General features: G+C 72.7%; 20 protein-coding genes, 1 tRNA gene and 1 other RNA gene. 14 read left to right on the top strand and 8 right to left on the bottom strand.

The window, feature by feature from the left end; translation table 11 throughout:
- Window positions 1-156 precede the first annotated feature (156 nt).
- A tRNA-Ser gene (locus OG617_RS12520) sits at window positions 157-241 on the bottom strand.
- 82 nt (window positions 242-323) lie between these two features.
- Here OG617_RS12520 and ffs point away from each other — a divergent pair.
- From ffs to OG617_RS12475, 9 genes are all read left to right on the top strand, one after another.
- Window positions 324-413, top strand: an RNA gene (gene ffs, locus OG617_RS12515) — signal recognition particle sRNA small type.
- A gap of 108 nt (window positions 414-521) precedes the next feature.
- The gene (locus OG617_RS12510; RefSeq protein ID WP_405101464.1) at window positions 522-2,942 is read left to right on the top strand and encodes a DNA polymerase III subunit gamma and tau; all 2,421 of its coding nucleotides are present in this window, start codon (window positions 522-524) and stop codon (window positions 2,940-2,942) included.
- 110 nt (window positions 2,943-3,052) lie between these two features.
- The gene (locus OG617_RS12505; protein WP_201754419.1) at window positions 3,053-3,361 is read left to right on the top strand and encodes a YbaB/EbfC family nucleoid-associated protein; all 309 of its coding nucleotides are present in this window, start codon (window positions 3,053-3,055) and stop codon (window positions 3,359-3,361) included.
- Between the two features lie 12 nt (window positions 3,362-3,373).
- Entirely contained in the window at window positions 3,374-3,967 is a 594-nt protein-coding gene (gene recR, locus OG617_RS12500) for a recombination mediator RecR (protein ID WP_350881190.1), read from the top strand.
- 330 nt (window positions 3,968-4,297) lie between these two features.
- A complete protein-coding gene (locus tag OG617_RS12495; RefSeq protein WP_405101461.1) occupies window positions 4,298-5,962 on the top strand; it encodes an ABC transporter substrate-binding protein in 1,665 nt (554 codons plus the stop codon).
- A 78-nt stretch (window positions 5,963-6,040) separates the two neighbouring features.
- A complete protein-coding gene (locus OG617_RS12490; RefSeq protein ID WP_405101459.1) occupies window positions 6,041-7,045 on the top strand; it encodes an ABC transporter permease in 1,005 nt (334 codons plus the stop codon).
- Window positions 7,042-8,004, top strand: a complete 963-nt coding sequence (locus tag OG617_RS12485) for an ABC transporter permease (protein ID WP_405101457.1) — start codon at window positions 7,042-7,044, stop codon at window positions 8,002-8,004. Before OG617_RS12490 ends, OG617_RS12485 begins: the two co-directional genes overlap by 4 nt.
- A 125-nt stretch (window positions 8,005-8,129) precedes the next feature.
- Complete coding sequence (locus OG617_RS12480; RefSeq protein WP_405101455.1) at window positions 8,130-9,251, top strand: ABC transporter ATP-binding protein; 1,122 nt, start codon at window positions 8,130-8,132, stop codon at window positions 9,249-9,251.
- A gap of 11 nt (window positions 9,252-9,262) precedes the next feature.
- Complete coding sequence (locus OG617_RS12475; protein ID WP_405103651.1) at window positions 9,263-10,366, top strand: ABC transporter ATP-binding protein; 1,104 nt, start codon at window positions 9,263-9,265, stop codon at window positions 10,364-10,366.
- Between the two features lie 49 nt (window positions 10,367-10,415).
- Here OG617_RS12475 and OG617_RS12470 read toward each other — a convergent pair whose 3' ends face one another.
- Complete coding sequence (locus tag OG617_RS12470) at window positions 10,416-10,853, bottom strand: hypothetical protein (protein ID WP_405101453.1); 438 nt, start codon at window positions 10,851-10,853, stop codon at window positions 10,416-10,418.
- Window positions 10,835-11,494: an HNH endonuclease family protein gene (locus tag OG617_RS12465; protein ID WP_405101451.1), complete on the bottom strand. Its 660-nt coding sequence runs from the start codon at window positions 11,492-11,494 to the stop codon at window positions 10,835-10,837. Before OG617_RS12465 ends, OG617_RS12470 begins: the two co-directional genes overlap by 19 nt.
- 142 nt (window positions 11,495-11,636) lie before the next feature.
- Here OG617_RS12465 and OG617_RS12460 point away from each other — a divergent pair, with 142 nt between their 5' ends.
- A complete protein-coding gene (locus OG617_RS12460; protein ID WP_405103649.1) occupies window positions 11,637-13,091 on the top strand; it encodes an MFS transporter in 1,455 nt (484 codons plus the stop codon).
- A 36-nt stretch (window positions 13,092-13,127) separates the two neighbouring features.
- On the opposite strand, the gene leuA is transcribed toward OG617_RS12460, so the two are convergent.
- From leuA to OG617_RS12445, 3 genes are all read right to left on the bottom strand, one after another.
- A complete protein-coding gene (gene leuA, locus OG617_RS12455; RefSeq protein WP_405101449.1) occupies window positions 13,128-14,885 on the bottom strand; it encodes a 2-isopropylmalate synthase in 1,758 nt (585 codons plus the stop codon).
- A 346-nt stretch (window positions 14,886-15,231) separates the two neighbouring features.
- Window positions 15,232-15,864, bottom strand: a complete 633-nt coding sequence (locus tag OG617_RS12450) for a nitroreductase family protein (RefSeq protein WP_405101447.1) — start codon at window positions 15,862-15,864, stop codon at window positions 15,232-15,234.
- Window positions 15,865-15,948: 84 nt separating this feature from the next.
- Window positions 15,949-16,737, bottom strand: coding sequence for a hypothetical protein (locus OG617_RS12445; RefSeq protein ID WP_405101445.1), 789 nt, complete (start codon window positions 16,735-16,737; stop codon window positions 15,949-15,951).
- A gap of 246 nt (window positions 16,738-16,983) precedes the next feature.
- Between OG617_RS12445 and OG617_RS12440 the strand changes: the two genes are divergently transcribed.
- Window positions 16,984-18,249, top strand: coding sequence for an aspartate kinase (locus OG617_RS12440; protein WP_396682414.1), 1,266 nt, complete (start codon window positions 16,984-16,986; stop codon window positions 18,247-18,249).
- 5 nt (window positions 18,250-18,254) lie between these two features.
- Window positions 18,255-19,319: an aspartate-semialdehyde dehydrogenase gene (locus tag OG617_RS12435; RefSeq protein ID WP_405101442.1), complete on the top strand. Its 1,065-nt coding sequence runs from the start codon at window positions 18,255-18,257 to the stop codon at window positions 19,317-19,319.
- Between the two features lie 95 nt (window positions 19,320-19,414).
- Here OG617_RS12435 and OG617_RS12430 read toward each other — a convergent pair whose 3' ends face one another.
- On the bottom strand, window positions 19,415-20,791 hold the full coding sequence (locus OG617_RS12430) for a diguanylate cyclase (protein ID WP_405103647.1): 1,377 nt from the start codon (window positions 20,789-20,791) through the stop codon (window positions 19,415-19,417).
- A gap of 281 nt (window positions 20,792-21,072) precedes the next feature.
- On the opposite strand from OG617_RS12430, the gene OG617_RS12425 reads away from it, so the two are divergent.
- Window positions 21,073-21,705, top strand: a complete 633-nt coding sequence (locus OG617_RS12425; protein WP_405101440.1) for a histone deacetylase — start codon at window positions 21,073-21,075, stop codon at window positions 21,703-21,705.
- Window positions 21,706-21,889: 184 nt separating this feature from the next.
- The gene (locus tag OG617_RS12420; RefSeq protein WP_405101438.1) at window positions 21,890-22,108 is read left to right on the top strand and encodes a lamin tail domain-containing protein; all 219 of its coding nucleotides are present in this window, start codon (window positions 21,890-21,892) and stop codon (window positions 22,106-22,108) included.
- 198 nt (window positions 22,109-22,306) lie between these two features.
- Here OG617_RS12420 and OG617_RS12415 read toward each other — a convergent pair whose 3' ends face one another.
- The gene (locus tag OG617_RS12415; protein WP_405101436.1) at window positions 22,307-23,590 is read right to left on the bottom strand and encodes an MFS transporter; all 1,284 of its coding nucleotides are present in this window, start codon (window positions 23,588-23,590) and stop codon (window positions 22,307-22,309) included.
- Between the last annotated feature and the right edge of the window lie 109 nt (window positions 23,591-23,699).

The following is a 23,699-nucleotide window of genomic DNA, read 5'->3' as shown; positions in this document are numbered from 1 at the left end:
CTGTGAGATGGCCGGAGGCTGCGAGCGGATCGCTGTGCCTGTCGGCTCGGTGGGGCAAGCATGGGTACTGAGACGACAACTGAGACGGGGCGGGCCCGGAACGCCGCGAGGGCCGGCCCCGGTGGGGTCGACCCTCGCGTTGGTGCTGCTCAGCGGCGGAGGATACGAGATTCGAACTCGTGAGGGTGTAAACCCAACACGCTTTCCAAGCGTGCGCCCTAGGCCTCTAGGCGAATCCTCCGTGAGACAGGATACAGGTCCGTCGCGGCCCGGCCACCCCACCACCCCCCGAAGATCGACCGGCGGTCGGGTAGGGTGGGTCTCACCTCCCGTGCGGCGGTATCTCGTGAACCTCCCCAGGGCCGGAAGGCAGCAAGGATAAGCGAGCTCTGCCGGGTGCACGGGAGGCCTTTTTGTCTCCGGGCGCCGGTACCGTACCCCGAGGTCAGGGTCACGGGGTGGTGGGTGGTCACGCGTGCCCGACCGGCGCAGAATGGCTCGGTCGAGAGGAGGCGGGACGGGTGGCACTGGCGCTCTACCGCAAGTACCGGCCGCGCACCTTCGCCGAGGTCATCGGGCAGGAGCACGTCACCGAGCCGCTGTCGCAGGCGCTGCGCAGCGGGCGGCTCAACCACGCGTACCTCTTCTCCGGCCCGCGCGGCTGCGGCAAGACCTCCAGCGCGCGCATCCTGGCCCGCTCGCTGAACTGTGAGCAGGGTCCCACCCCGGAGCCGTGCGGGCAGTGTGAGTCCTGCCGCTCGCTGGCCACCGACGGCGGCTCCATCGACGTGCTGGAGATCGACGCGGCCAGCCACGGCGGCGTCGACGACGCCCGGGAGCTGCGCGAGAAGGCGTTCTTCGCGCCGGCCCACAGCCGGTTCAAGATCTACGTCATCGACGAGGCGCACATGGTCTCGTCGGCCGGCTTCAACGCCCTGCTCAAGCTGGTCGAGGAGCCCCCGGAGTACGTCAAGTTCATCTTCGCCACCACCGAGCCGGAGAAGGTCCTCGGCACGATCAAGTCGCGGACCCACCACTACCCGTTCCGGCTGATCCCGCCGAAGGTGCTCCGGCCGTACCTGGAGCAGCTCTGCGAGGCCGAGGGGGCCACCGTCGACCCGGCGGTCTTCCCCCTGGTCGTGCGTGCCGGCGGCGGCAGCGCCCGGGACAGCCTCTCCGTGCTCGACCAGCTCATCGCCGGCGCGGGTCCGGAGGGGGTCAGCTACGCCCGGGCCGCCGCGCTGCTCGGCGTCACCGACTCGGCGCTGATCGACGAGATGTGCGACGCCCTGGCCGCCGGGGACGGCGCGACCGCGTACGCGACCGTGGACCGGGTGGCCGAGGCCGGGCACGACCCGCGCCGGTTCGCCTCGGACCTGCTGGAGCGGCTGCGCGACCTGATCGTGCTCCAGCAGGTGCCGGACGCCGCCACCAAGGGCCTGATCGACGGGCCGGCCGACCATGTCGAGCGGATGACCGCCCAGGCCCAGCGGCTCGGCCCGGCCACCCTGTCCCGGTGCGCCGACATCGTGCACAACGGCCTGGTCGACATGCGCGGCACCACCGCGCCCCGGCTGCTGCTGGAGCTGATCTGCGCCCGGATGCTGCTGCCGGGCGCGGACGACTCGACCGGTGCCCTGCTCCAGCGCCTGGAGCGGATGGAACGCCGGCTCACCCTCGGCGGCACCGAGCCGCCGCCGGCCGCCGCCGGCCCCGCGCCGATCGCCCCCACCGCCGCGGTACGCCCCGAGCCGGCCGCCCCGCCTGCGGCTGCCGCCCCGACCGCGCCGGCGGCGGCGTCCGCCGCCCCGGCGGGTGACCCGCCTCCGCCCGCCGCTCCCGTGCCGGCGGCTCCGGCCGCCCCGGTCGCGCCTCGGCGGGAGGTCCCGCCGGAGGCGGTCATGCCCGACCCGGGCACCCCGGCCCCGCCCCGCCCCGGCGCGGCGGCCCCGGGGGCGCTGGACGCGGTGGCGGTGCGCCGGGCGTGGCCGGATGTCGTCGGCAAGGTGGGCCGCAAGAGCAAGAAGGTGGCGGCCTGGGCCAGGGAAGCCACCGTCCGGGAGGTCGACAACCAGGTAATCGTCCTGACGTTCCGCTACCCGTTCCACGCGCAGGCGCTTTCGAACGAGCCGGATCTGTTGGTCGAAGCGCTCTACGAGGAGTTCGGCGGGCGTTGGCAGCTCCGCTGCGAGGTCTCCGGCGAGCGGGGCGGTGGCGGCCCCCGGGCGGCGGCTCCCACGCCCGCCCGGCCCACCACGCCGGCCGCCAGCGCCGCTGTCGCCCCTCCGACGTCCGGCCCGCCGGACGGCCGGGCCGGCGCGGCTCCGGCCACGTCGGCCGGTGGGGACGAGGGGTGGCCCGAACCGGCCCGCCCCGGAGGGGCCGCGCCGGCCGTGAACGCGACGCAGGAGGACGACTGGCCGGAGGCGGCCCGCCCGGGCGGGACCGACCCCGCCGGGCAACCCGCCGACGACGCGGGGGCGACCGCCCCGCCCCGGACCCCCGCTGCCCCGACCCGTGAGCCCGCCCCCGCAGCCCCTGCGCGGGGCGCGGGCCCGGCAGCGGCGGCCCCGCCGGTCAACGGCGCCGCCGGCAACGGTGGCGGTGCGGGCGGCGCGCCGGTCAGCAGCGCCATCGCCGCCGCGCGGGCGGCGGCGGCCGGCCGTGGCCCGCGTACCCAGAACGGGGCCCGACGGTCTGCGGACGCCGACTGGGCCGGCGAGCCGCCCTACGATCCCGACTATGACGGGCCGGTGCGCGGCGGCGGACGACCGGGATCGGCGCCGGCCACCCCGACCCATGAGGGCTTCGACCCGGGCGACGAGCCGCTCGACGAGGTGATCGACGAGCGGACCGCCCGGCAGTCCAGCGAGGAGCAGGCGGTGCAGCTGCTCCGGGAGGCGTTCGGCGCCGAGAAGATCGACGAGGTGGACGCCCGCTGACGCGGGTGTCGCCCGTACCGGAGGACGGGCCACGCCCCGACTAGGCTGGGCGCGGCCGAGCAGACGAGTGCGAGAAGGAGCCATCCGTGCGCCCAGGTGGACAGCCGAACATGCAGCAGATGCTGAAGCAGGCGCAGAAGATGCAGCAGCAGATCGCCAAGGCCCAGGCCGAGCTGGCCGAGGCCGAGCTGACCGGCACCGCCGGTGGCGGCCTGGTCACCGCGACCGTCTCCGGCTCCGGCGACATCAAGAGCATCAAGATCGACCCGAAGGCGGTCGACCCGGAGGACGTGGAGACGCTGGAGGACCTGGTGGTCGCCGCGCTGCACAACGCCGCCGAGGCGGCCCGGGTGCTGACCGAGCAGAAGATGGGCCCGGTCGCGGGCGGCGCGGGCGGCCTCGGCCTCCCCGGTTTCTGAGCCGGCGACCAGATGTACGAAGGTGCCATCCAGGACCTGATCGACGAGTTGGGGCGGCTGCCGGGCGTCGGCCCGAAGAGCGCCCAGCGGATCGCCTTCCACGTCCTGTCGGCGGACCCGGCCGACGTCAACCGGCTGGCCGGCGCGCTGCGCAAGGTCAAGGATCTGGTGCGGTTCTGCACCACCTGCTACAACGTCGCCGAGTCCGAGCAGTGCCGGATCTGCCGGGACCCGCGCCGCACCGACGAGGTGCTCTGCGTGGTCGAGGAGCCGAAGGACGTGGTGGCGGTCGAGCGGACCGGCGAGTTCCGGGGCCGCTACCACGTGCTCGGCGGGGCGATCAACCCGCTGGAGGGGATCGGCCCGGACAACCTGCGCATCCGGGAACTGCTGACCCGGCTGAGTGGCGGCGCGGTGCGCGAGCTGATCCTCGCCACCGACCCGAACACCGAGGGCGAGGCGACGGCGACGTACCTGGCGCTGATGGTCAAGCCGATGGGCATCGCGGTGACCCGGCTCGCCAGCGGCCTGCCGGTCGGCGGCGACTTGGAGTACGCCGACGAGATCACCCTCGGCCGAGCCTTCGAGGGCCGCCGCGCCGTCTGACCCGTACCCGGCGTGCCGACGGCCGACACTGGGGAACCGGTGCCGGCCGTCGGTCCTTCCGGCGTCCCGATCCACTGTGGGGCATCTGACATGTGGTCGGACCAGGGCGACGGCCGATGTAACAAATTCGCATCTATGAAACAGTGCAAATCGCTCCTTTGGTGGCGGTCCGCTGGGTCGGCGCGTGCGAGCCGTACCGGTTAAGACACGATCCGGTACCAACCGGTTCCTCGGCGGTTTCCCGGCGGTCCGAACGGCGGCTAAGGTCACGGCCATCGGTGACCCCTGTCACCACGTTGTCCGTACCCCCAAGGACGAGGTGAAGCACCCATGCGTGCACCCAGCCCGAAGGTCGCAATTGCGGCCGTCGCGGTCGCGGCCCTCGCGGTAGCAGGCTGCGCCGAGAGCGACCGCGATGACAGTTCCGGCGGTAGCAAGAAGGACACTCTGGTCTTCGGCGTGGCCGGCGACCCGAAGGTCCTCGACCCCAGCTTCGCCAGCGACGGCGAGTCGCTGCGCGTAGCGCGTCAGGTCTTCGAGACCCTGGTCCGGCCGGAGGAGGGTGGCACCAAGGTCACCCCAGGGCTGGCCGAGTCGTGGACCCCGGACGCAGCCGGCACCACCTGGACGTTCAAGCTCCGCACGGGCGTGAAGTTCCACGACGGCGCCGACTTCAACGCCGAGGCCGTGTGCGTCAACTTCAACCGCTGGTACAACGCCAAGGGCCTCATGCAGAGCCCGGACGTGACCGCGTACTGGCAGGACGTCATGGGCGGGTTCGCCAAGAACGAGAACGCCGACCTGCCGCCGAGCCTGTTCAAGTCGTGCACCGCCAAGGACGCCACCACGGTCGACCTGGCGTTCACCCGGGTCTCCAGCAAGATCCCGGCCGCGCTGATGCTGCCCTCGTTCTCCATCCACAGCCCGAAGGCGCTGGAGCAGTACGACGCCAGCAACGTGGGTGGCACCGCTGAGGACATCAAGTACCCGTCGTACGCGATGGAGCACCCGACCGGCACCGGCCCGTTCAAGTTCAAGGCCTGGGACGTCGCCAACAAGACGCTCACCATCGAGCGCAACGACGACTACTACGGCAACAAGGCCAAGCTGAAGACCCTGATCTACAAGACCATCTCGGACGAGAACGCGCGCAAGCAGGCGCTGCGCTCCGGCGACATCCAGGGCTACGACCTGGTCGGCCCGGCCGACGTCGAGCCGCTGAGGTCCGAGGGCTTCAACATGCTCACCCGCCCGGCGTTCAACGTCCTCTACCTGGCGATCAACCAGAAGGGGAACCCGAAGCTCGCCGACGTCAAGGTTCGCCAGGCGATCGCGTACGCGCTCAACCGCCAGGCGCTGGTCGACTCGAAGCTGCCCCCGGGCGCCAAGGTCGGCGTGAACTTCATGCCGGACACCGTCGAGGGCTTCAACGGCGACGTGACCAAGTACGACTACAACCCGGAGAAGGCCAAGCAGTTGCTGGCCGAGGCCGGCGCGTCGAACCTGAGCCTGCGGTTCCACTACCCGACCGAGGTCACCCGGCCGTACATGCCGAACCCGAAGGACATCTTCGAGCTGCTGTCGGCGGACCTCAAGGCGGTCGGCATCAAGGTCGAGGCCATCCCGCTCAAGTGGAGCCCGGACTACCTGAACGCCACCACCTCGGGCAACAAGCACGACATCCACTTCCTCGGCTGGACCGGTGACTACGGCGACGCCTACAACTTCATCGGCACCTTCTTCGACCGGCCGAAGGACGAGTGGGGCTTCACCGACAAGGCCCTCTTCGACCAGTTCAAGGACGCGGACACCACCGCCGACCAGGCGGCCCGGGTGGAGAAGTACAAGGCCCTGAACAAGGCCATCATGGATCGCCTGCCGGGCGTGCCGATCTCGCACTCGCCGCCGGCGATCGTGTTCGGCAAGGACGTGACCGGGATCAAGGCGAGCCCGCTCACCGACGAGCGGTTCGCTACCGCCGAGTTCAAGTCCTGATCTGACGCAACGAACGCGGGCGGGCGCTGTCACCACAGCGCCCGCCCGCACCCCTCCGCATCCCCTTCCGAGGCCGCCGTGTTCCGGTTCATCGTCAGACGCCTGCTTCAGCTCATACCGACGCTGATCGGGCTCTCCCTCCTGCTGTTCATCTGGCTGCGCCGGCTGCCGGGCGGCCCCGAGACCGCCATCCTGGGTGAGCGCGGCACGCCGGAGATGCGCGCGGCCATCCGCCGCAACTTCGGTCTCGACGAGCCGATCCTGATCCAGTACGGCCGGTTCGTCCGGCGGCTGATCAAGCTGGACCTGGGCACCTCGACCTCCACCAAGCGGCCGGTCGTCACCGAGTTCATCGAGCGCTTCCCCGGCACCGTCGAGCTGACCGTGATGGCCATGGTGATCGCGATCGGGATCGGCATCCCGCTGGGCTACCTGGCCGCCCGCCGTCGGGGCCGGATGCTCGACCACCTCTCGGTCGGCGGGTCGCTGATCGGCATCTGCATCCCGGTCTTCTTCCTGGCGTACGTGCTGAAGGCGATCTTCTCGGAGAACCTCGGCTGGTTCCCGTCCAGCGGCCGGCAGGATCCGACCCTCGGGGCGACCCGGATCACCAACTTCTTCGTCTTCGACGGGCTGATGACCCGGGAGTGGGACGCCGCCGCCGACGCAATCTGGCACCTGGTGCTGCCGGGCCTCGCGCTGGCCAGCATCCCCCTGGCGATCATCGTCCGGATCACCCGGGCCAGCGTGCTGGAGGTGCTCAACGAGGACTTCGTCCGCACCGCCGAGGCCAAGGGCCTGACCGAGAACACGGTCCGCCGCCGGCACGTGCTGCGCAACGCCATGCTGCCCGTGGTCACCTCGATCGGCCTGCTCACCGGTGGCCTGCTCTCCGGCGCGGTGCTGACCGAGACCGTCTTCGCCTTCAGCGGCATCGGGGCGTTCGTCGCCGAGGCGATCAGCCAGCGCGACTATCCCGTGCTGATGGGCTTCATCCTGATCATCGCGGTGGTGTACGTGCTGGTGAACCTCCTGGTGGACCTTTCATACAGCGTGATCGACCCGAGGGTGAGGGTGCGATGACGACGATCAGCGGTAAGAAGCGCGAGAAGATCGACCGGCTCGCCGAGCTGGCCGCCCGGGACGACGAGCGGGGCGTGAGCCTCTGGCAGGAGGCTTTCCGCCGGCTGCGGCGCAACCCGGCCGCCATCGTCGGCGCGGTGATCCTGGGCCTGTTCCTGCTGGTCGCCATCGTCGGGCCGTTCCTGGTCCCGCATCCGGCGGACGCCCAGCTCTGGAAGGGCGAGATCCGGGACAACATCGGCTACTTCCCGGGCCCCCGGGCGGAGAACTGGTTCGGCGTCGACCACATCGGCCGCGACGAGTTCAGCCGGATGATCGTCGGTGCCCGGCAGACCCTGCTGGTCGGCATCATCTCCACGCTGATCGGCCTGGCCGTCGGGTCGCTGATCGGCGGCGTCGCCGGCGCCGCGGCCGGCCTCGGCGGCAAGTGGGGCCGGGCCCTCGACAACGCCCTCATGCGCTTCGTCGACATGCTGCTGGCCATGCCGAGCCTGCTGCTCGCGATCAGCATCGCCGCGCTGCTCGGCTCCAGCCTGACCACTGTGATGATCGCGGTCGGCGTGGTCTCCGTGCCGGTCTTCGCCCGGCTGCTGCGCGGCTCGATGATCTCCCAGTCCAACAGCGACTACGTGCTGGCCGCGACGTCGCTGGGCGTGAAGAAGCCGAAGATCGCGCTGACCCACGTGGTGCCGAACTCGCTCGCCCCGGTGATCGTCCAGGCGACGCTGACCCTGGCCACCGCGATCATCGAAGCCGCCGCGCTGTCCTTCCTCGGCCTCGGCAACAACGACGCGTCCATCCCGGAGTGGGGCGTGATGCTCGCCGACGCGCAGCGCTACCTCGACGCCGCGCCCCGGCTGGCCGTCCTGCCCGCCCTCGCCATCATCGTCACCGCGCTCGGTTTCACCCTGCTCGGCGAGGCGATGCGCGAGGCCCTCGACCCGAAGCTGCGGAAGTAGGCCGGTATGCGCGAAGCGCGAGGAGTGAGCTTGCGAGCCCCGCAGTCGCGAGCAGGAGGCCGGTTCATGCGCGAAGCGCGAGGACTGATCCTGCGATCCCGGCAGTCGCGAACGGAAGGTCGGTAATGGCACTGCTCCAGGTGGACGACCTCTCCGTCACCTTCGCCCGACGCGGTCAGCGCACCGTGCACGCCGTCGACGGGGTGTCCTTCGCGGTCGACGCCGGCGAGGTGGTCGGCCTGGTCGGCGAGTCCGGCTGCGGCAAGAGCGTCACCTCGTTGGCCATCATGGGGCTGCTGCCCAAGCAGCCCGGCCTGCGGGTCGGCGGCAAGGCGGTCTTCGACGGCACGGACCTGCTCCAGCTCGACGACCGGTCCCGCCGGGACATCCGGGGCCGGGACGTCGCGATGATCTTCCAGGACCCGCTCTCCTCGCTGAACCCGGTGATCCCGATCGGGTTGCAGGTGACCGAGGTGCTGACCCGGCACCGGGGGATGAGGGGGGAGGCGGCCAAGAAGGAAGCCGCCGACCTGCTCGACCGGGTCGGTATCCCCGACCCGCGCCGCCGGCTCAAGGAGTACCCGCACCAGCTCTCCGGCGGCATGCGGCAGCGCGCCCTGATCGCCATGGCGGTGGCCTGCCAGCCCCGGCTGCTGATCGCCGACGAGCCGACCACCGCGCTGGACGTCACCATCCAGGCACAGATCCTGGAGCTGCTCAAGGACCTGGTCCGGGACTCCGGCACCGCGCTCGTGATGATCACCCACGACCTGGGGGTGGTCGCCGGCATGTGCGACACGATCAACGTGCTGTACGGCGGCCGGGTGGTGGAGACGGCCCGCCGACGCCCGCTGTTCCGCGAGCCGCGGCACCCGTACACGGTGGGTCTGCTCGGCTCGGTGCCGCGCCTGGACGCGGGGCGCGGCGAGCGGCTGAATCCGATCCCCGGCTCGGTCCGGGACCTGTTGGCCTGGCCGGACGGCTGCGCCTTCGCCCCGCGCTGCGCCCGCCGCATCGACGAGTGCGTGGGGGAGCCGCCGGAGCTGGTGCTCGCCCACGACGGCCGAAGCTACCGGTGCGTCAACCCGGCCCCGGTCCCGGGCACCGTGCCCCCGGGCGTCACCAGCGGGCGGGCCGCGACGGCCCCGGCCACGAGCGCCCCGGCGGCCGGTGCCGCCGCCCCCACGGCGGCCGACGACGCGACCGCGGGCCCGGTGCCCGCCCCGCGCGAAAAGGAGAAGCCGTGACCGAGGAAGCCGTGACCGAGAGCGACATCCTCGTCGAGGTCCGCGACCTGAAGGTGCACTTCCCGATCAAGCGGGGAATCCTCCTCGACCGGGTGGTCGGCCACGTCAAGGCGGTCGACGGGGTCGACCTGAGCATCCCGCGCGGGAAGACGTACGGGCTGGTCGGCGAGTCCGGTTGCGGCAAGTCCACGCTCGGCCGGGCCCTGCTCCAGCTCACCCCGCCCACCGCCGGCGAGGTCCGGTTCGACGGCGTCGAGCTGACCACGCTCCCGGCCGGGAAGCTGCGCACCATGCGCCGCCGGATGCAGATGATCTTCCAGGACCCGATGTCGAGCCTGGACCCCCGGCAGAACGTCGAGTCGATCCTGGTCGAGGGGTTGCAGACCCACGGCATCGGGACCGACCGGGACGACCGGCGGCGGATCATCGGCGAGACCCTCGACGCGGTGGGGCTGCCCCGCTGGGCGCTGTCCCGGTACCCGCACGAGTTCTCCGGCGGTCAGCGGCAGCGCATCGGCATCGCCCGGGCCCTGGTGCTCGGCCCCGAGCTGATCGTCGCCGACGAGCCGGTCTCCGCCCTGGACGTCTCCATCCAGGCCCAGGTGGTGAACCTGCTCGACGAGCTCCAAGACAACCTCGGCCTGACCTACCTGTTCATCGCCCACGACCTTGCCGTGGTCAAGCACATCTCCGACGTGGTCGGCGTGATGTACCTGGGCGCGCTGGTCGAGGAGGCGCCGAGCGACCGGCTGTACAGCGAGCCGCTGCACCCGTACACCCGGGCGCTGATGTCGGCCGTGCCGGTGCCGGACCCGGACGTGGAGGACCGGCGGGAGCGCATCCTGCTCGCCGGGGACCTACCGTCGCCGGCCAACCCGCCGGCGGGCTGCCGGTTCCACACCCGCTGCCCGTGGGCCCAGCCCACCCGCTGTGCCGAGGAGCGGCCGGCGCTGCGGGACATCGGCGGCAGCCGGGTCGCCTGTCACTTCGCGGAGCGGATCGCCAGCGGCGAGCTGCGCTCGCACAAGGTGAGCGTGCAGATCGTCCGGCCCGAGGGCGAGGGCGAGGCCCCGGCCGTCGTCTCCGCCCCCACCGAGCCCGGCTCGTACGTGTGAGCGAGGGGCCCTTGTCGGCGCGGCTCGCGTCGCAGGGGCCCCGGGCAGGTCAGCCCTCCGGGCGGTTGAGCAGGCCGACCGCGATCGTGTGCACCGCGTCCAGCCCGGCCGGGTCGGCCAGCGGGGCCTTCCCGCCGGTCACGACGTACCACTCGTCGGCCTCCCGGTACTGCACGCGGAGGACGACCTGGCCATCGGCGTACTCCGTGCGCAGGGTCAGCTCGCCGGTCACCACGCCGGCCTCGTCGGTCATCACGCCGCCGGGGCCGGGGACGACGTCGGCAGTGCGGCTCTGCGCCCCGCCGCCGGCCGGAGCACCCGTGGGCGGGGCCGCCGCAGCGCTGGTGGCCCCCGCGTCGGCGGACATGCCGGCGCCCGAGACGTCGGCCGGGCCCGCCGGGGCACCGTCCGCGATCATCCCGGCCGTGGTGGCACCCTTGCTCGTCCCGGTCCCGGTCCCGGTCCCGGTCACGGCTTGCTCGCCCATGTGCAGCCCCCCAGCATGTCGGTCAGGGCGGCCTTCTCGGCACTGGTCACCGTCAGCCGCCAGTGGTGCTTCACCGTCACCCAGTTCTCGGCGTACTTGCACCAGTACGAGCGGTTCGCCGGTTTCCACTGGGACGGGTCCTGGTCACCCTTTGCCCGGTTCGAGGAGGCGGAAACCGCGAAGAGCTGCGGTCTCGTGAGATCGTTCGCGAAGTCGCCCCGCTTGGCGTCGTCCCACTCGTCCGCCCCCGAGCGCCACGCGTTGGCCAGCGGCACGGTGTGGTCGATGTCCACGTCGGAGGGGTTGGTGAAGACCCGGCCGTCGTACACGCTCTCCCAGTGGCCGCCGACCACGTTGCAGCCGGAGAGCCGGATGTCCTCACCGTCGCGCTTGAGGACGCTGTCCCGCACGTCGCAGTTCTTCCCGGTGTTCCGCCAGTGCGGGAAGTGGTCGCGGCTGTAGCCCTTCATCGAGCCGGCGCTGGCGACGGTCAGCTGGCCCAGCTGCTCACTGACGTTGCTGCCGCTGCCGCTGGGCGGGGCTTCGGGCTCGTCGACGGGCGAGCAGCCGGCGGCCACGAGGGCGAGCGCCGCGGCGAGCGCGGCCACCCCGGCCACACGACGTCCTGATCTGGTACGCACAGACGACACCTCTCCAGCTTGCGGGCTCCCGGCGATTGCGCACAGTACCCCGGCACCGTTTCCATGAATCGTGGCGTCCGGCAAATCGACCGGAGGAGGATGAATACCCGTGACCGAGTCAACACCCGCGCCCGCGCTCCGGATGGGCACCCCCGCCGCCCGGGGGACGCTGCTCGCCGCGATCCTCGCCTCAGGCATGGTCTTCCTGGACAGCACCGTGGTCAACGTGGCCCTGCCCCGCCTCGGCGCGGAACTCGGCGCCACGGTGGCCGGTCTCCAGTGGACCGTCAACGGGTATTTGCTCATGCTGGCCGCGTTCGTGCTGCTCGGCGGGGCGCTCGGTGACCGGTTCGGGCGGCGGCGGGTGTTCCTGATCGGGGTGGCCTGGTTCGCCGTCGCCTCGGCGCTGTGCGGCCTGGCCCAGGACACCGGCTGGCTGGTCGCGGCCCGGTTCCTCCAGGGCGCCGGGGGCGCGCTGCTCACCCCCGGCTCGCTGTCGGTCATCCAGTCCAGCTTCCACCCCGACGACCGGGGCCGGGCGATCGGGGCCTGGTCCGGGCTGGCCGGGGTCTCCACCGCGCTCGGCCCGCTCGTCGGGGGCTGGCTGATCGACGCTCTCTCCTGGCGGTGGATCTTCTTCATCAACCTGCCGCTGGCCGTGCCGGTGGTGCTGGCCGCGCTGCGCTGGGTGCCGGAGAGCCGCGACGAGGACGCCTCGCGTACCGGGACCGGGCGGCGGCGGTTCGACGTGGCCGGCGCCCTGCTCGGCGCGCTCGGCCTGGCCGGCGTCACGTACGCACTGATCGACGCGCCGGCCCGGGGCGGTTCGCTGCCGGTGTTGGCGTCGGCGCTGGTCGGGGTGCTCGCCGCCGTCGCGTTCGTGCTGGTGGAACGGCGCCGGGGCGACACCGCCATGCTGCCCGTCGGGCTGTTCGGCAGCCGGCTCTTCTCGGTGCTGAACGTCTTCACGGTGGTGGTGTACGCGGCGCTGGGCGGGTTCACCTTCTTCCTCGCCGTGTACCTGCAGAACGTGGTGGGCTGGTCGGCGCTGCTCACCGGCCTGGCCACCGTCCCCATGACGGTCCTGCTGCTGGTCGGCTCGTCCCGTGCCGGGGCGCTGTCGGCCCGGATCGGTCCCCGGCTGCCGCTGACCGTGGGCCCGGTGGTGGCCGCGATCGGCCTGCTGCTGCTGCGCGGGGTGCGGCCGGGCGCGTCGTACTGGACGGACGTGCTGCCCGGGGTGACCCTCTTCGGCCTGGGCCTGACCCTGGTGGTGGCACCGCTGACCGCCTCGGTGCTGGCCGCCGTGGCGGACCGGTTCGCAGGGGTGGCCAGCGGGTTCAACAACGCGGCGTCCCGGGCCGGCGGCCTGTTGGCGGTGGCCGCGCTGCCGCTGCTGGTCGGCCTCAGCGGCACCGGGTACGAGCAGAAGGCGGCGCTGACCGACGCGTTCCGGGGCGCGATGGCCTGGTGCGCCGGGCTGCTGCTGGTCGGGGCGGCGCTGGCCGGGCTGCTGATCCATCGCCCGTCCCGCGAGGCGCCAGGCTCGCAGCCGTGTCCGTCGCTGCCCGCCTCGACCCCACCCGACAGCCGGTAGGCGGCGCCCGGCGGGTGCCGGGCGCCGCCGGGCGGCTCAGGCGTGGGCGCGGTTGACGGCGCTGGTGACCGCCTTCACGGAGGCGGTGACGATGTTCGCGTCCACCCCGACGCCCCACACGGTGCGGCCGTCGACCTCGCACTCGACGTACGCGGCGGCCTGCGCGTCCCCGCCGGAGGACAGCGCGTGCTCGTGGTAGTCGAGCACCCGCACCGCCACGCCCACCGACCCGAGCGCGTTGACGTACGCGTCGATCGGGCCGTTGCCGACGGCGGTCAGCGACCGGACCTGTCCGCCGACGCCCACCCGGGCCTCGATCTCGACCTTGCCGTCGGCGGTGCCGATGGCGTAGCCGGCCAGGGTGACGGTCGGGTCGGACTGGTGGTCGAGCAGGTAGTGGCCCGCGAAGATCTCCCACATGGTGCCCGGGTCGACCTCGCCGCCGTCGTGATCGGTGACCTGCTGGACCACGCCGGAGAACTCGATCTGGAGCCGGCGCGGCAGGTCGAGCTGGTGCTCGGATTTCATGATGTACGCGACGCCGCCCTTGCCGGACTGCGAGTTGACCCGGATGACCGCCTCGTAGGTGCGGCCCAGGTCCTTCGGGTCGATCGGCAGGTACGGCACCGCCCAGGTGTGCTGGTCGACCGGCACACCGGCCGCCGCCGCGTCGGCGTGCAGGGCGTCGAAGCCCTTCTTGATCGCGTCCTGGTGGGAGCCGGAGAACGCGGTGTAGACCAGGTCGCCCGCGTACGGGTGGCGCTCGTGCACAGGGAGCTGGTTGCAGTACTCCACGGCTCGCTTGACCTCGTCGATGTTCGAGAAGTCGATCATCGGGTCGATGCCCTGGGAGAACAGGTTGAGCCCCAGCGTCACCAGGTCGACGTTGCCGGTGCGCTCGCCGTTGCCGAACAGGCAGCCCTCGATCCGGTCGGCGCCGGCCAGCAGGCCCAGCTCGGCGGCGGCCACGCCGGTGCCCCGGTCGTTGTGCGGGTGCAGGCTCAGCACCAGGCTGTCCCGCCGGGGCAGGCGCCGGTGCATCCACTCGATCGAGTCGGCGTACGCGTTCGGGGTGGCCATCTCGACGGTCGCCGGCAGGTTGATGATCAGCTTCCGGTCCGGCGTCGGGTCGATCGCGTCGATCACCGCCGAGCAGACCTCCAGCGCGTACTCCAGCTCGGTGCCCGTGTACGACTCCGGAGAGTACTCGTAGTAGATGTCCGTGTCCGGGGTGTGGATCTCCGCGTACTTCTGGCAGAGCCGCGCGCCGGTGGTGGCGATGTCGGTGATGCCGTCCCGGTCCAGCCCGAAGACCACCCGGCGCTGGAGGGTGGAGGTCGAGTTGTAGAAGTGCACGATCGCCCGCTTCGCGCCGCGCAGCGACTCGAAGGTCCGCTCGATCAGGTGCTCCCGGCACTGGGTGAGCACCTGGATGGTCACGTCGTCGGGGATCAGGTCCTGCTCGATGAGCTGCCGCACGAAGTCGAAGTCGGTCTGACTGGCCGACGGGAAGCCGACCTCGATCTCCTTGTAACCCATCTGCACCAGGAGCTGGAACATCCGGCGCTTGCGCTCCGGGGACATCGGGTCGATCAGCGCCTGGTTGCCGTCGCGCAGGTCGACGGCGCACCAGCGGGGCGCGGCCTCGACGTGCCGGGACGGCCAGGCGCGGTCCGGCAGGTCGATCCGGAACTCCTGGTGGTACGGCTGGTACCGGTGGTACGGCATCCGGCTGGGACGCTGTTGGGCGATCGGATCGGTGTCAGCGCCGGTGGTGCCGGTGGGTTGAGCCATGACGGAGTGCTCCCCTGAACATGTGGCGTCAGCAATCGGAAGGTCGGCGACGATGCCGGGTCGGCGCGAGGCGCCGATGAAAAGCTCGAATGTGCTGGACGGCGCGGTTCGACTCCGCGACGAGGTGCCGGCCGGTCAGGCCTCGTCGCGGCGACCAAGGAGAAGGTGCGCCTGCCACATGACAGAGTGACCCTACGTGATGAGGTGGGGGGTGGGAAGGTCGGTCCGGAGTTTGAGATCGACGTCGCAGCCACCGGCCGGCCGAGCCGGTTCGGCCTGTGTCGCCCGGTCCGCGCCGTCCGGTCCGCGCCGTCCGATTCGAGCCGGCGGGTCCGCGCCGGCCGGGTCAGCGCAGCAGCAGCTCGGCCAGCGGGCGGCGGCGGCGCAGGCCAATTTCCTGCCGGCGCAGCTCCTCGGGCAGGCCGAACGGGTCGCCGAGCCGGCCGACCGCCGCCACCACCAGGGGGCGGATTCCGGCCGGCAGCTCCAGGTCGGCGGCGAGCCCGGTGGCGTCGAAGGCGGCCAGTTGGCGTACGTACAGCCCGAGCGCGGTGGCCTGCACGGTGAGGTGCGCCACCGCCTGCCCCAGGTCGTACGCGGCCCGGCCGGCGGGACCGGGCACCGTCGGCCCGCGACCGCCGCCGACCCCGGCGGAGCGGTCGGCCCCTCCGGCCCTCTCCACGCCGTCGGCCCCTCCGACCGGGTCGGCAGGGTCGGCCGTCAGGTGGGCGCCGAGCAGCAGGGCGGCGGCGTGTCGGGCCCACCGTTGCTCGGCCGCCGGCAGGCTGACCAGGATCCGCTTGTACGTCTCGTCGTCGCGGTGCCCGAGGGCGAACCGCCACGGCTGGCGATTGCCGGCGGAGGGGGCCCAGCGGGCCGCCTCCAGCAGCGAGGCGGCCTCGGCGGGGGGCAGCGTGGCGGTCGGGTCGAACGCCCGAGGGCTCCAGCGGAAGGCGAGCAGCGGGGTGAGGTCGGCCATCGGGCAAGCGTCCCGTATCGGGCATTTTGCCCCGGGTTGGGGGTGGGAAAGTGTGGTCAGAACCACCCGTAACGGGACGCCGGGTCAGGGCGTTTCCGTGGACCGGGGCGTCGGCTCGTCCCCGCTCGGCGCCGCGATGCCGAGTGGCTCGCCGTCGGTCACCGGCCCGGCGAGCTGCACGGTCGCCGGGGCGGGCGCGGCCGGACCGGCCAGGACGAGGGTGCCGGTCACGGTCCGCACGGCGGTCGGCGTGCCGTCCGGGGCGTAGCAGTAGATCCCGATGTCCAGCGGGGCGTTCAGCGAGGCCGAGGTCGAGTCGACCGAGTAGCAGGCCCCGGTCGCTCCCGCCGGTGGCCTGGCCGGGGAGACCGCCAGCGGGGCCCGCCGGTCGGTGAGCACCTCCAGCCAGTCGGTGAACGGGTGCTGCACCCGGGGGTCCAGCCGGCCCGGAACGGCGTCGTCCGGGTCGCCGAGGCGTACGCAGCTCGCCGGCTCGGGGCGGCCGGCCGACGGCAGGCCGCACTGGAAGAGCCCGTCGGCGGTGCCGGCGAACGAGACGTCCGCAGTGCCGCCCAGCGCCCCACCCGGGACGTCGACCCGCCAGGTGCCGTCGCTCGCGCTGGTCACCGCGATCGTGCGATCGGGGCCGTCGCCGGTGAGCGTGTACCGGGCGGTGAAGTGCCGGTCCTGGGCCGCCGCGGCCAGGGCGGCCAGCTCGTCGCGGGCGGAGTCGATCGCGGCGGGCGCGGGCTCGCTCGACGGCGTCGAGGTCGTCGCGGCGGGCGGGTCGCCGACGCAGGCGGCGAGCAGGGCCGGCAGGGTGAGCGTGAGGACGCCGGTCAGGCGCCGGGCCACGCGGAGGTGGGCATGCACCGGGTCATTCTGCGGTGCGCCGCCCCCGCCGGGGGACCCGTGCGACGCCGACCCGGCCGGCGTGTCGCGTACCCCTTGCCGACCTGGTGGGACGGCGGCCGGGCCGGCCCGCGCGGGCCGGATGGTGGGATCACCTGACCCGGCCGCGCGGGGCGCCGGATACCCTGATGTGGTCTGACGCGCGTCGCCGACCGGTTTTCCGGCGGCGTCGGCACGGTCAGTGACGCTGGGAGGGAGTACACCGTCGTGGCACTCGTGGTGCAGAAGTACGGCGGGTCCTCCGTCGGGAACGCCGAGCGGATCAAGCGGGTGGCCGAGCGGATCGTCGCCGCCCGCAAGGCCGGCGACGACGTGGTCGTGGTCGTCTCCGCGATGGGTGACACCACCGACGAGCTGCTCGACCTGGCCAACCAGGTCAGCCCGCTGCCGCCGGGCCGCGAGCTGGACATGCTGCTCACCGCCGGGGAGCGGATCTCCATGGCGCTGCTCGCCATGGCCATCCACAACCTGGGGTACGAGGCCCGCTCGTTCACCGGCTCGCAGGCCGGCGTGATCACCACCTCGGTGCACGGCCGGGCGCGGATCATCGACGTCACCCCGGGGCGGCTCAAGGGCGCGCTCGACGAGGGCTCGGTCGTCATCGTGGCCGGCTTCCAGGGCGTCTCGCAGGACACCAAGGACGTCACCACGCTGGGCCGGGGCGGCTCGGACACCACCGCCGTGGCGCTCGCCGCCGCGCTGCACGCCGACGTCTGCGAGATCTACACCGACGTCGACGGCGTGTTCACCGCCGACCCGCGGATCGTGCCCAACGCCCGGCACATCCGCGACATCACCTACGAGGAGATGTTGGAGCTGGCCGCCTGCGGCGCCAAGGTGCTGCACCTACGCAGCGTCGAGTACGCCCGGCGCGCGGGGTTGCCGATCCACGTCCGTTCGTCATACTCGACCAACACCGGCACCATGGTCACCGGATCGATGGAGGACCTTCCCGTGGAACAGGCACTGATCACCGGGGTCGCCCACGACCGCAGCGAGGCGAAGATCACCATCGTCGGGGTGCCGGACGAGCCGGGCGCCGCCGCGCGGATCTTCGACACCGTTGCCGGCGCCGAGATCAACATCGACATGATCGTGCAGAACGTCTCCACCGAGGGCACCGGCCGCACGGACATCTCGTTCACCCTGCCGAAGACCGACGGCCCGACCGCCATGGCCGCGCTCAGCAAGATCCAGGAGCAGGTCAAGTTCAAGGGCCTGCTCTACGACGACCACGTTGGCAAGGTCTCGCTGATCGGCGCGGGGATGCGGTCGCACCCGGGCGTGGCGGCCGGCTTCTTCGCTGCCCTCGGCACCGCCGGCGTCAACATCGAGATGATCTCCACCTCCGAGATCCGGGTCTCCGTGGTCTGCCGGGACACCGACCTCGACAAGGCCGTCCGGGCCATCCACGACGCCTTCGAGCTGGGCGGCGACTCCGAGGCCGTCGTGTACGCGGGGACCGGGCGGTAGCGGCGATGCCGTCGCTGCCCACCCTTGCCGTGGTCGGGGCGACCGGTGCCGTCGGAACCGTGATGTGCGAGCTGCTGTCGTCCCGACGCAACGTCTGGGGCGAGATCCGGCTGCTCGCCTCCGAGCGGTCGGTGGGGCGGCAGGTGCGCTGCCGGGGCGAGGAGCTGACCGTCGGCGCGCTCACCCCGGAGGCGTTCGACGGCGTCGACGTGGCGATGTTCGACGTGCCGGACGACGTCTCCGCGCAGTGGGCGCCGGTCGCGGTCAGCCGTGGCGCGGTGGCGGTGGACAACTCCGGGGCGTTCCGGATGGACCGGGACGTCCCGCTGGTGGTCCCCGAGATCAACCCCGAGCAGGTACGCAACCGGCCGAAGGGCATCATCGCCAACGCCAACTGCACCACCCTCGCCATGATCGTCGCGATCGCCCCGCTGCACCACGAGTACGGCCTGCGCGAGCTGGTGCTCGCCTCGTACCAGGCGGTCTCCGGGGCGGGGCAGGCCGGGGTGGACGCCCTGCACCTCCAGCTTGGCAAGATCGCCGGGGACCGCGCGCTCGGCTCCCGGCCGGGTGACGTGCGCCAGGCCGTCGGCGACGAGATAGGGCCGTTCCCGGCCCCGGTGGCGCTCAACGTGGTGCCCTGGGCCGGCTCGCTCGCCGACGGCGGCTGGTCGTCCGAGGAGCTGAAGATGCGCAACGAGTCGCGCAAGATCCTCGGGCTGCCCGACCTGAAGGTCTCCGCGACCTGCGTCCGGGTGCCGGTGGTGACCGGCCACTCGGTGGCCGTGCACGCCGTCTTCGCCACCGAGGTGGACGCCGAGGGCGCCCGCGAGGCGCTACGCAACGCCCCCGGCGTGATCCTGGTCGACGACCCGGCCACCGGGGAGTTCCCGATGCCGATCGACGCCGTCGGCACCGACCCGTCCTGGGTCGGCCGCATCCGCCGCGCCGTCGACGACCCGCGCGCCCTCGACCTCTTCGTGACGGGCGACAACCTCCGTAAGGGCGCTGCCCTCAACACGGCCCAGATCGCCGAACTCCTGGCCAAGGAACTAACCCCCCACCCCTGACCCCTCCGCTCCGCACACCCGCACTTTCAGAGAAAGAGTGCCTCTGCGGCGGCGGATGGCCACGCATTCACTGAAAGTGCGGGGGTGGGGGTGGGTTAGGTGGTGGATAGGTGGACGGCGTCGCGACCCTGGCGCTTGACCGCGTAGAGGGCCTGGTCGGCGCGGCGGAGGGTCTGCTCGGGCGACTCGCCGGGGTGGGGCAGGGCGACGCCGACGCTGATCGTGCGACCGGTGCCCCGGGCCGCCTCGGCCAGCCGCTCGGCGATCCGGACCGCCTCCTCGGGGCGGCTCACCTCGATCACCGCGACGAACTCGTCCCCACCGATCCGGTACAACTCGTCGCCCTGGCGCAGCGCCGCCTCCAGCGCCCGGGCCAGCCCGACCAGCAAGCGGTCGCCGGCCTGGTGGCCGTACGTGTCGTTGACCGCCTTGAAACCGTCCACGTCGATCGCCAGCAGGGCCGTACGCCCCGGCGTGGCGCGGGCGATCCGCTGCCCGAACGGCCCGGTGTGCCGCAGCCCGGTGAGCGGGTCGGAGCTGGCCTGCTCGCGCAGCCGGGCCAGGGTGCGTAGCCGGTCCAGGCAGGTCCACGCCTGCCCGGCGAGCAACTCCATCAGGTTGACGGTGGTGGGGTCGGGCCGCAGTAGCCGCTCGTCGGCGACCAGCAGCACCCCGCCGGAGTCCGGGGGGCCGACCGGCACCGCCACCAGGGTGCGCACCCCGGCGTCGGCGAGCGGGCGGTACTCCGCCGTGGGCGGGTGCCCCGGCTCCCCGAGGGTGTAGCCGGAGCCGTGCCGGTGGGCCCGGGCGATCATGCGGTGCAGTGCCGGGGCGCCCGCCTCGGTCAGCTCGGCCCGGACGCGGGACTCCAACTCGCCGGTCTCGCCGGTCGGGGCGCCCAGCCGGGGGCCGGCCCTGCCGGCCAGCAGCAGCACCGCCGCGGAGAGGGTGGAGACCTCCCGGGCCGCGCAGATCGCCTCGGTCATCAGGTCCCACTCGGTGGGGGCGGTGGTCAGCGCGACGGCGTGTCGCAGCAGCTTCTCGCTGCGGCTCTCGGCCGGCGGGCCGCCCAGCGCCGTGATCCGCGCGCCGAGCCGGCCGGCGACACGCTCGGCGGTCTGCCGCCACAGGTCCAGCTCGACCGGCCCGGTCCACTGGAGGTCGAGCACCCCGATCGGGCGGCCCGCCGGGTCGAGCACCGGTACGCAGATCTCGGCGGTCACGCCGGGGTGGGCCGGTAGGTAGTCGGGGTCGGCGGCGACGTCGGGGACGGTGGCGCCGATGCCGGAGGCGTACACCCGGCTCACGATGCCGGCTTCCGGCGGGACGGTCGAGAAGACCTGCCAGGCGCCGGTGGCCGCGACACAGCGGAGCCGGTCCGGCGCGGGGAGCAGGACGGAGATGGTGGCCGGCGCGTACCGGGCGAGCGCGGTGACGGTCCACCGGCACGCCTCGACGGCGGTCGACGCCATCGGCAGGCGGACCGTGACGTCCCGGACGAGCCGGTGGTGATCTACGCGCACGTGGTTCCAGACAGGGGAGGGGCGGCTGTCCGATCAAGCGTACTCACCGCAGCTCAGGGGCGGTCTACCAAGATCAAAGCCCGTCGTACACATGTGCTATCCACAGGGTGTGGACAGGGCCTGTGGACCCGGGTGGCCGGCGTTAGCCTGTACCTGTCGGTCGACGTGGAGGACGCGATGCTCATCGCCCAGCCCAGTGACACCCACCTGACCGGGGCGTGCTGACGGCCGTGGACAGCCTGCTCTGGTATGTCGCGTACGGGTCCAACATGCACGCCGACCGGCTGAACTGGTACCTGGGCGGGGGCCGTCCCCCGGGCGGGCTGCGGACGTACCCGGGCTGCCGGGACTGCCGGCCGCCGCGCCGGCAGGCGGCGGTGCTGGTGCCCGGCGGGATCTACTTCGCCGGGGAGTCCCGGGCCTGGACCGGCGGGATGGCCTTCTACGACCCGGAGCTGCCCGGGGTGGCTGCGGCCCGGGCGTGGCTGCTCACCGCAGGGCAGTTCGCCGACCTCGCCGCGCAGGAGATGTACCGGGAACCCGGTGCCGACCTCGACCTGATCGAGGTCGCCGTCGCGCAGGGGCGGGCGACCCTCGGCCCCGGCCGGTACGAGACGCTGGTCCGCACCGGTGTTCGGGACGGCGTGCCGATGCTGACCTTCACGGCACCGGGGCGGGCGGCGGACGTCGAGTGGAACGCGCCCGCGCCGGTGTACCTCGCGATGCTCGCCGGGGGCCTACGCGAGGCGCACGGCTGGGACGCGCCGCGGATCGCCGGCTACCTGGCGGACCGGCCCGGGGTGACCGGCCGGTGGGAGCGTCCCGCCGTCGAGTCGTTGGTCTCCGGGGCACTCGGCGGGTGATGTGCGCCGCCGTTCGCGTCGGGTCCGGGCGCTGTTCGCGCAGGCCGGGGTGCCGTTCGGCCGTGATCGGTCGACCTGCGGCCGTTAGTTGGCGGCGAGGCTGTCGATCCGTCCATAGTGGCCGGACGAGTCGTTAGCCTCGGTGTACGTTCCACGCCGGTGCCGCCAAGGGCCGGCCGTCAACATGTGGGGGACCGAGTTCACCAGCGACTTCCGGCTCGCCTCCGGCGCCAGCGTTTACCTCCACACCGGCAGGGGCACAAGCACCTCGACCCACCGCTACTGGGGGTCGGGCGCGTACATCTGGAACAACACCGGTGACACCGCGTACGTACGGAACTCCGCCGGCACCCTGATCGACTCCTGCTCGTGGGGGAGCAGCGGCAGCTACACCAACTGCTGACCGCGGGGGCCGGACCCATCCGGTCGGTGCGGTGGTCGGCTCTCGTGAGGGGGGAGCCGACCGCCGCACCGTCGTCTCAGCCGAGCGGGCCGCGGCGCAGCTAAGGCGTCCCCCATCCGCCCGTCACCACCCGCCCGTCACGTCGGGACCGTCCCGTCGAGCGGCTCCGCGCGACCTGGGCGTTGGCGTGAGCGTGGGTCAGGCGGTCGGCAGGGGGGTTCGCGGTGGCGCGGTGGCCGGTGGGCGACCGTCCTGGGCGGGGGTGAGCAGTCCGCGCAGGGACAGCGCGAGCAGCGACGCCGCCAGGCAGCCGCCGACCACGATGGCCACCCAGATCCGTCCGTCCGCCGCGCCGATGAGCGGGCCGGCGGTCACCGGACCGATCACCCCGCTGACCCCGAAGATCATCGAGCTCATCGCGTTGTACCGGCCACGCAGCTCGTCGGTGGCCAGCGCGTTGGTGAGCGCCGGCATCACCGGCGAGAGCATCGTCTCGCCGAAACCGAAGATCGTCGCGCAGGCCACCACGCCGAGCGCGGCGACCAGCGCGTTGCCGGGCCCGATCTGGCCGGCCGCGCCGAGGACCAGCCAGGCGCCCGCGAAGACCGCCCCGACCAGGGCCAGCCCGCCCGTCCGGCTACGCCCCTCCATCCGGCGGAGCATCAGCAGTTGGGACAGCACGATCATGACGGTGTTGCCGGCCAGGGCCCAGGCCACCACCCGTGGGGTCACCTCGGCCACCCGGACGGCGTACGCGGTGAAGCCGACCTCGAGCTGGGCGTACCCGCAGGTGGTGAGGACGAGCCCGAAGATCACCAGCCGGCGGAACGGGCGGTTCCGCAGCACGGCCAGGTAGCCCCCGGCCGACACCACACGCCCGCCCGGCCCGGTGCCGGTGATCCGGTGGCCGACCCTCGGCAGGCTCAGCAGGATCAGCGCCGGTATCAGGTAGCTCAGCGCGTCGAGCAGGTAGACCAGTTGGAAGGTCACCGGGCGGGTGACGTCCACGACGGCCCCGGAGATCAGCCCGCCGACCCCGACGCCGAGGTTGAGCAGGGCGAAGTTCAGGCCGTACACCCGTTGTTGCTCGTCGGGGTCGGTCAGCGAGGCGAGGATGGTGTTCTGCCCCGGCCAGATCGCGGAGCTGCCGATCGCGATCAGCGTGATCACCGCGAACGCCGACGCGGTCCCGGAGACCAGGGCCAGCGAGCCCGTGCCCACCGCCGAGACCAGCAGGCACGGCAGCACCACCCGGCGTGCGCCGAACCGGTCGATCAGCGTCCCGCCCAGCGGGGACAGCGCCAGGGTGACCACGCCGTACCAGCCGATGACCAGGCCGGCGCGCGGGTCGGAGAAGCCGCGCACGTCGGTCAGGTAGATGAACAGGAACGGCAGGGTGAGGCCGCGACCAATCGACGAGAGCAGGGTGCCGACGAGGATCCGCCGAGCTTCCGGGCGACGGGGCAGAGCGCGGCGCAGCATGTCGGGGATTCTGGGCGGACGTGCGACAGGCCGCGAGCCGTTTTCCGGCGCGTACGCGCTCGGCGGAAGCCGGTGGTGACGTGGCCCACAGCTGTCCCGCGGGCGGCGG

Source organism: Micromonospora sp. NBC_01412, assembly GCF_045040215.1.
GTDB lineage: Bacteria > Actinomycetota > Actinomycetes > Mycobacteriales > Micromonosporaceae > Micromonospora > Micromonospora rubida.
Note: the sequence above shows the minus strand (reverse complement) of the source record. Positions and strands in the feature narration are given on the sequence as shown.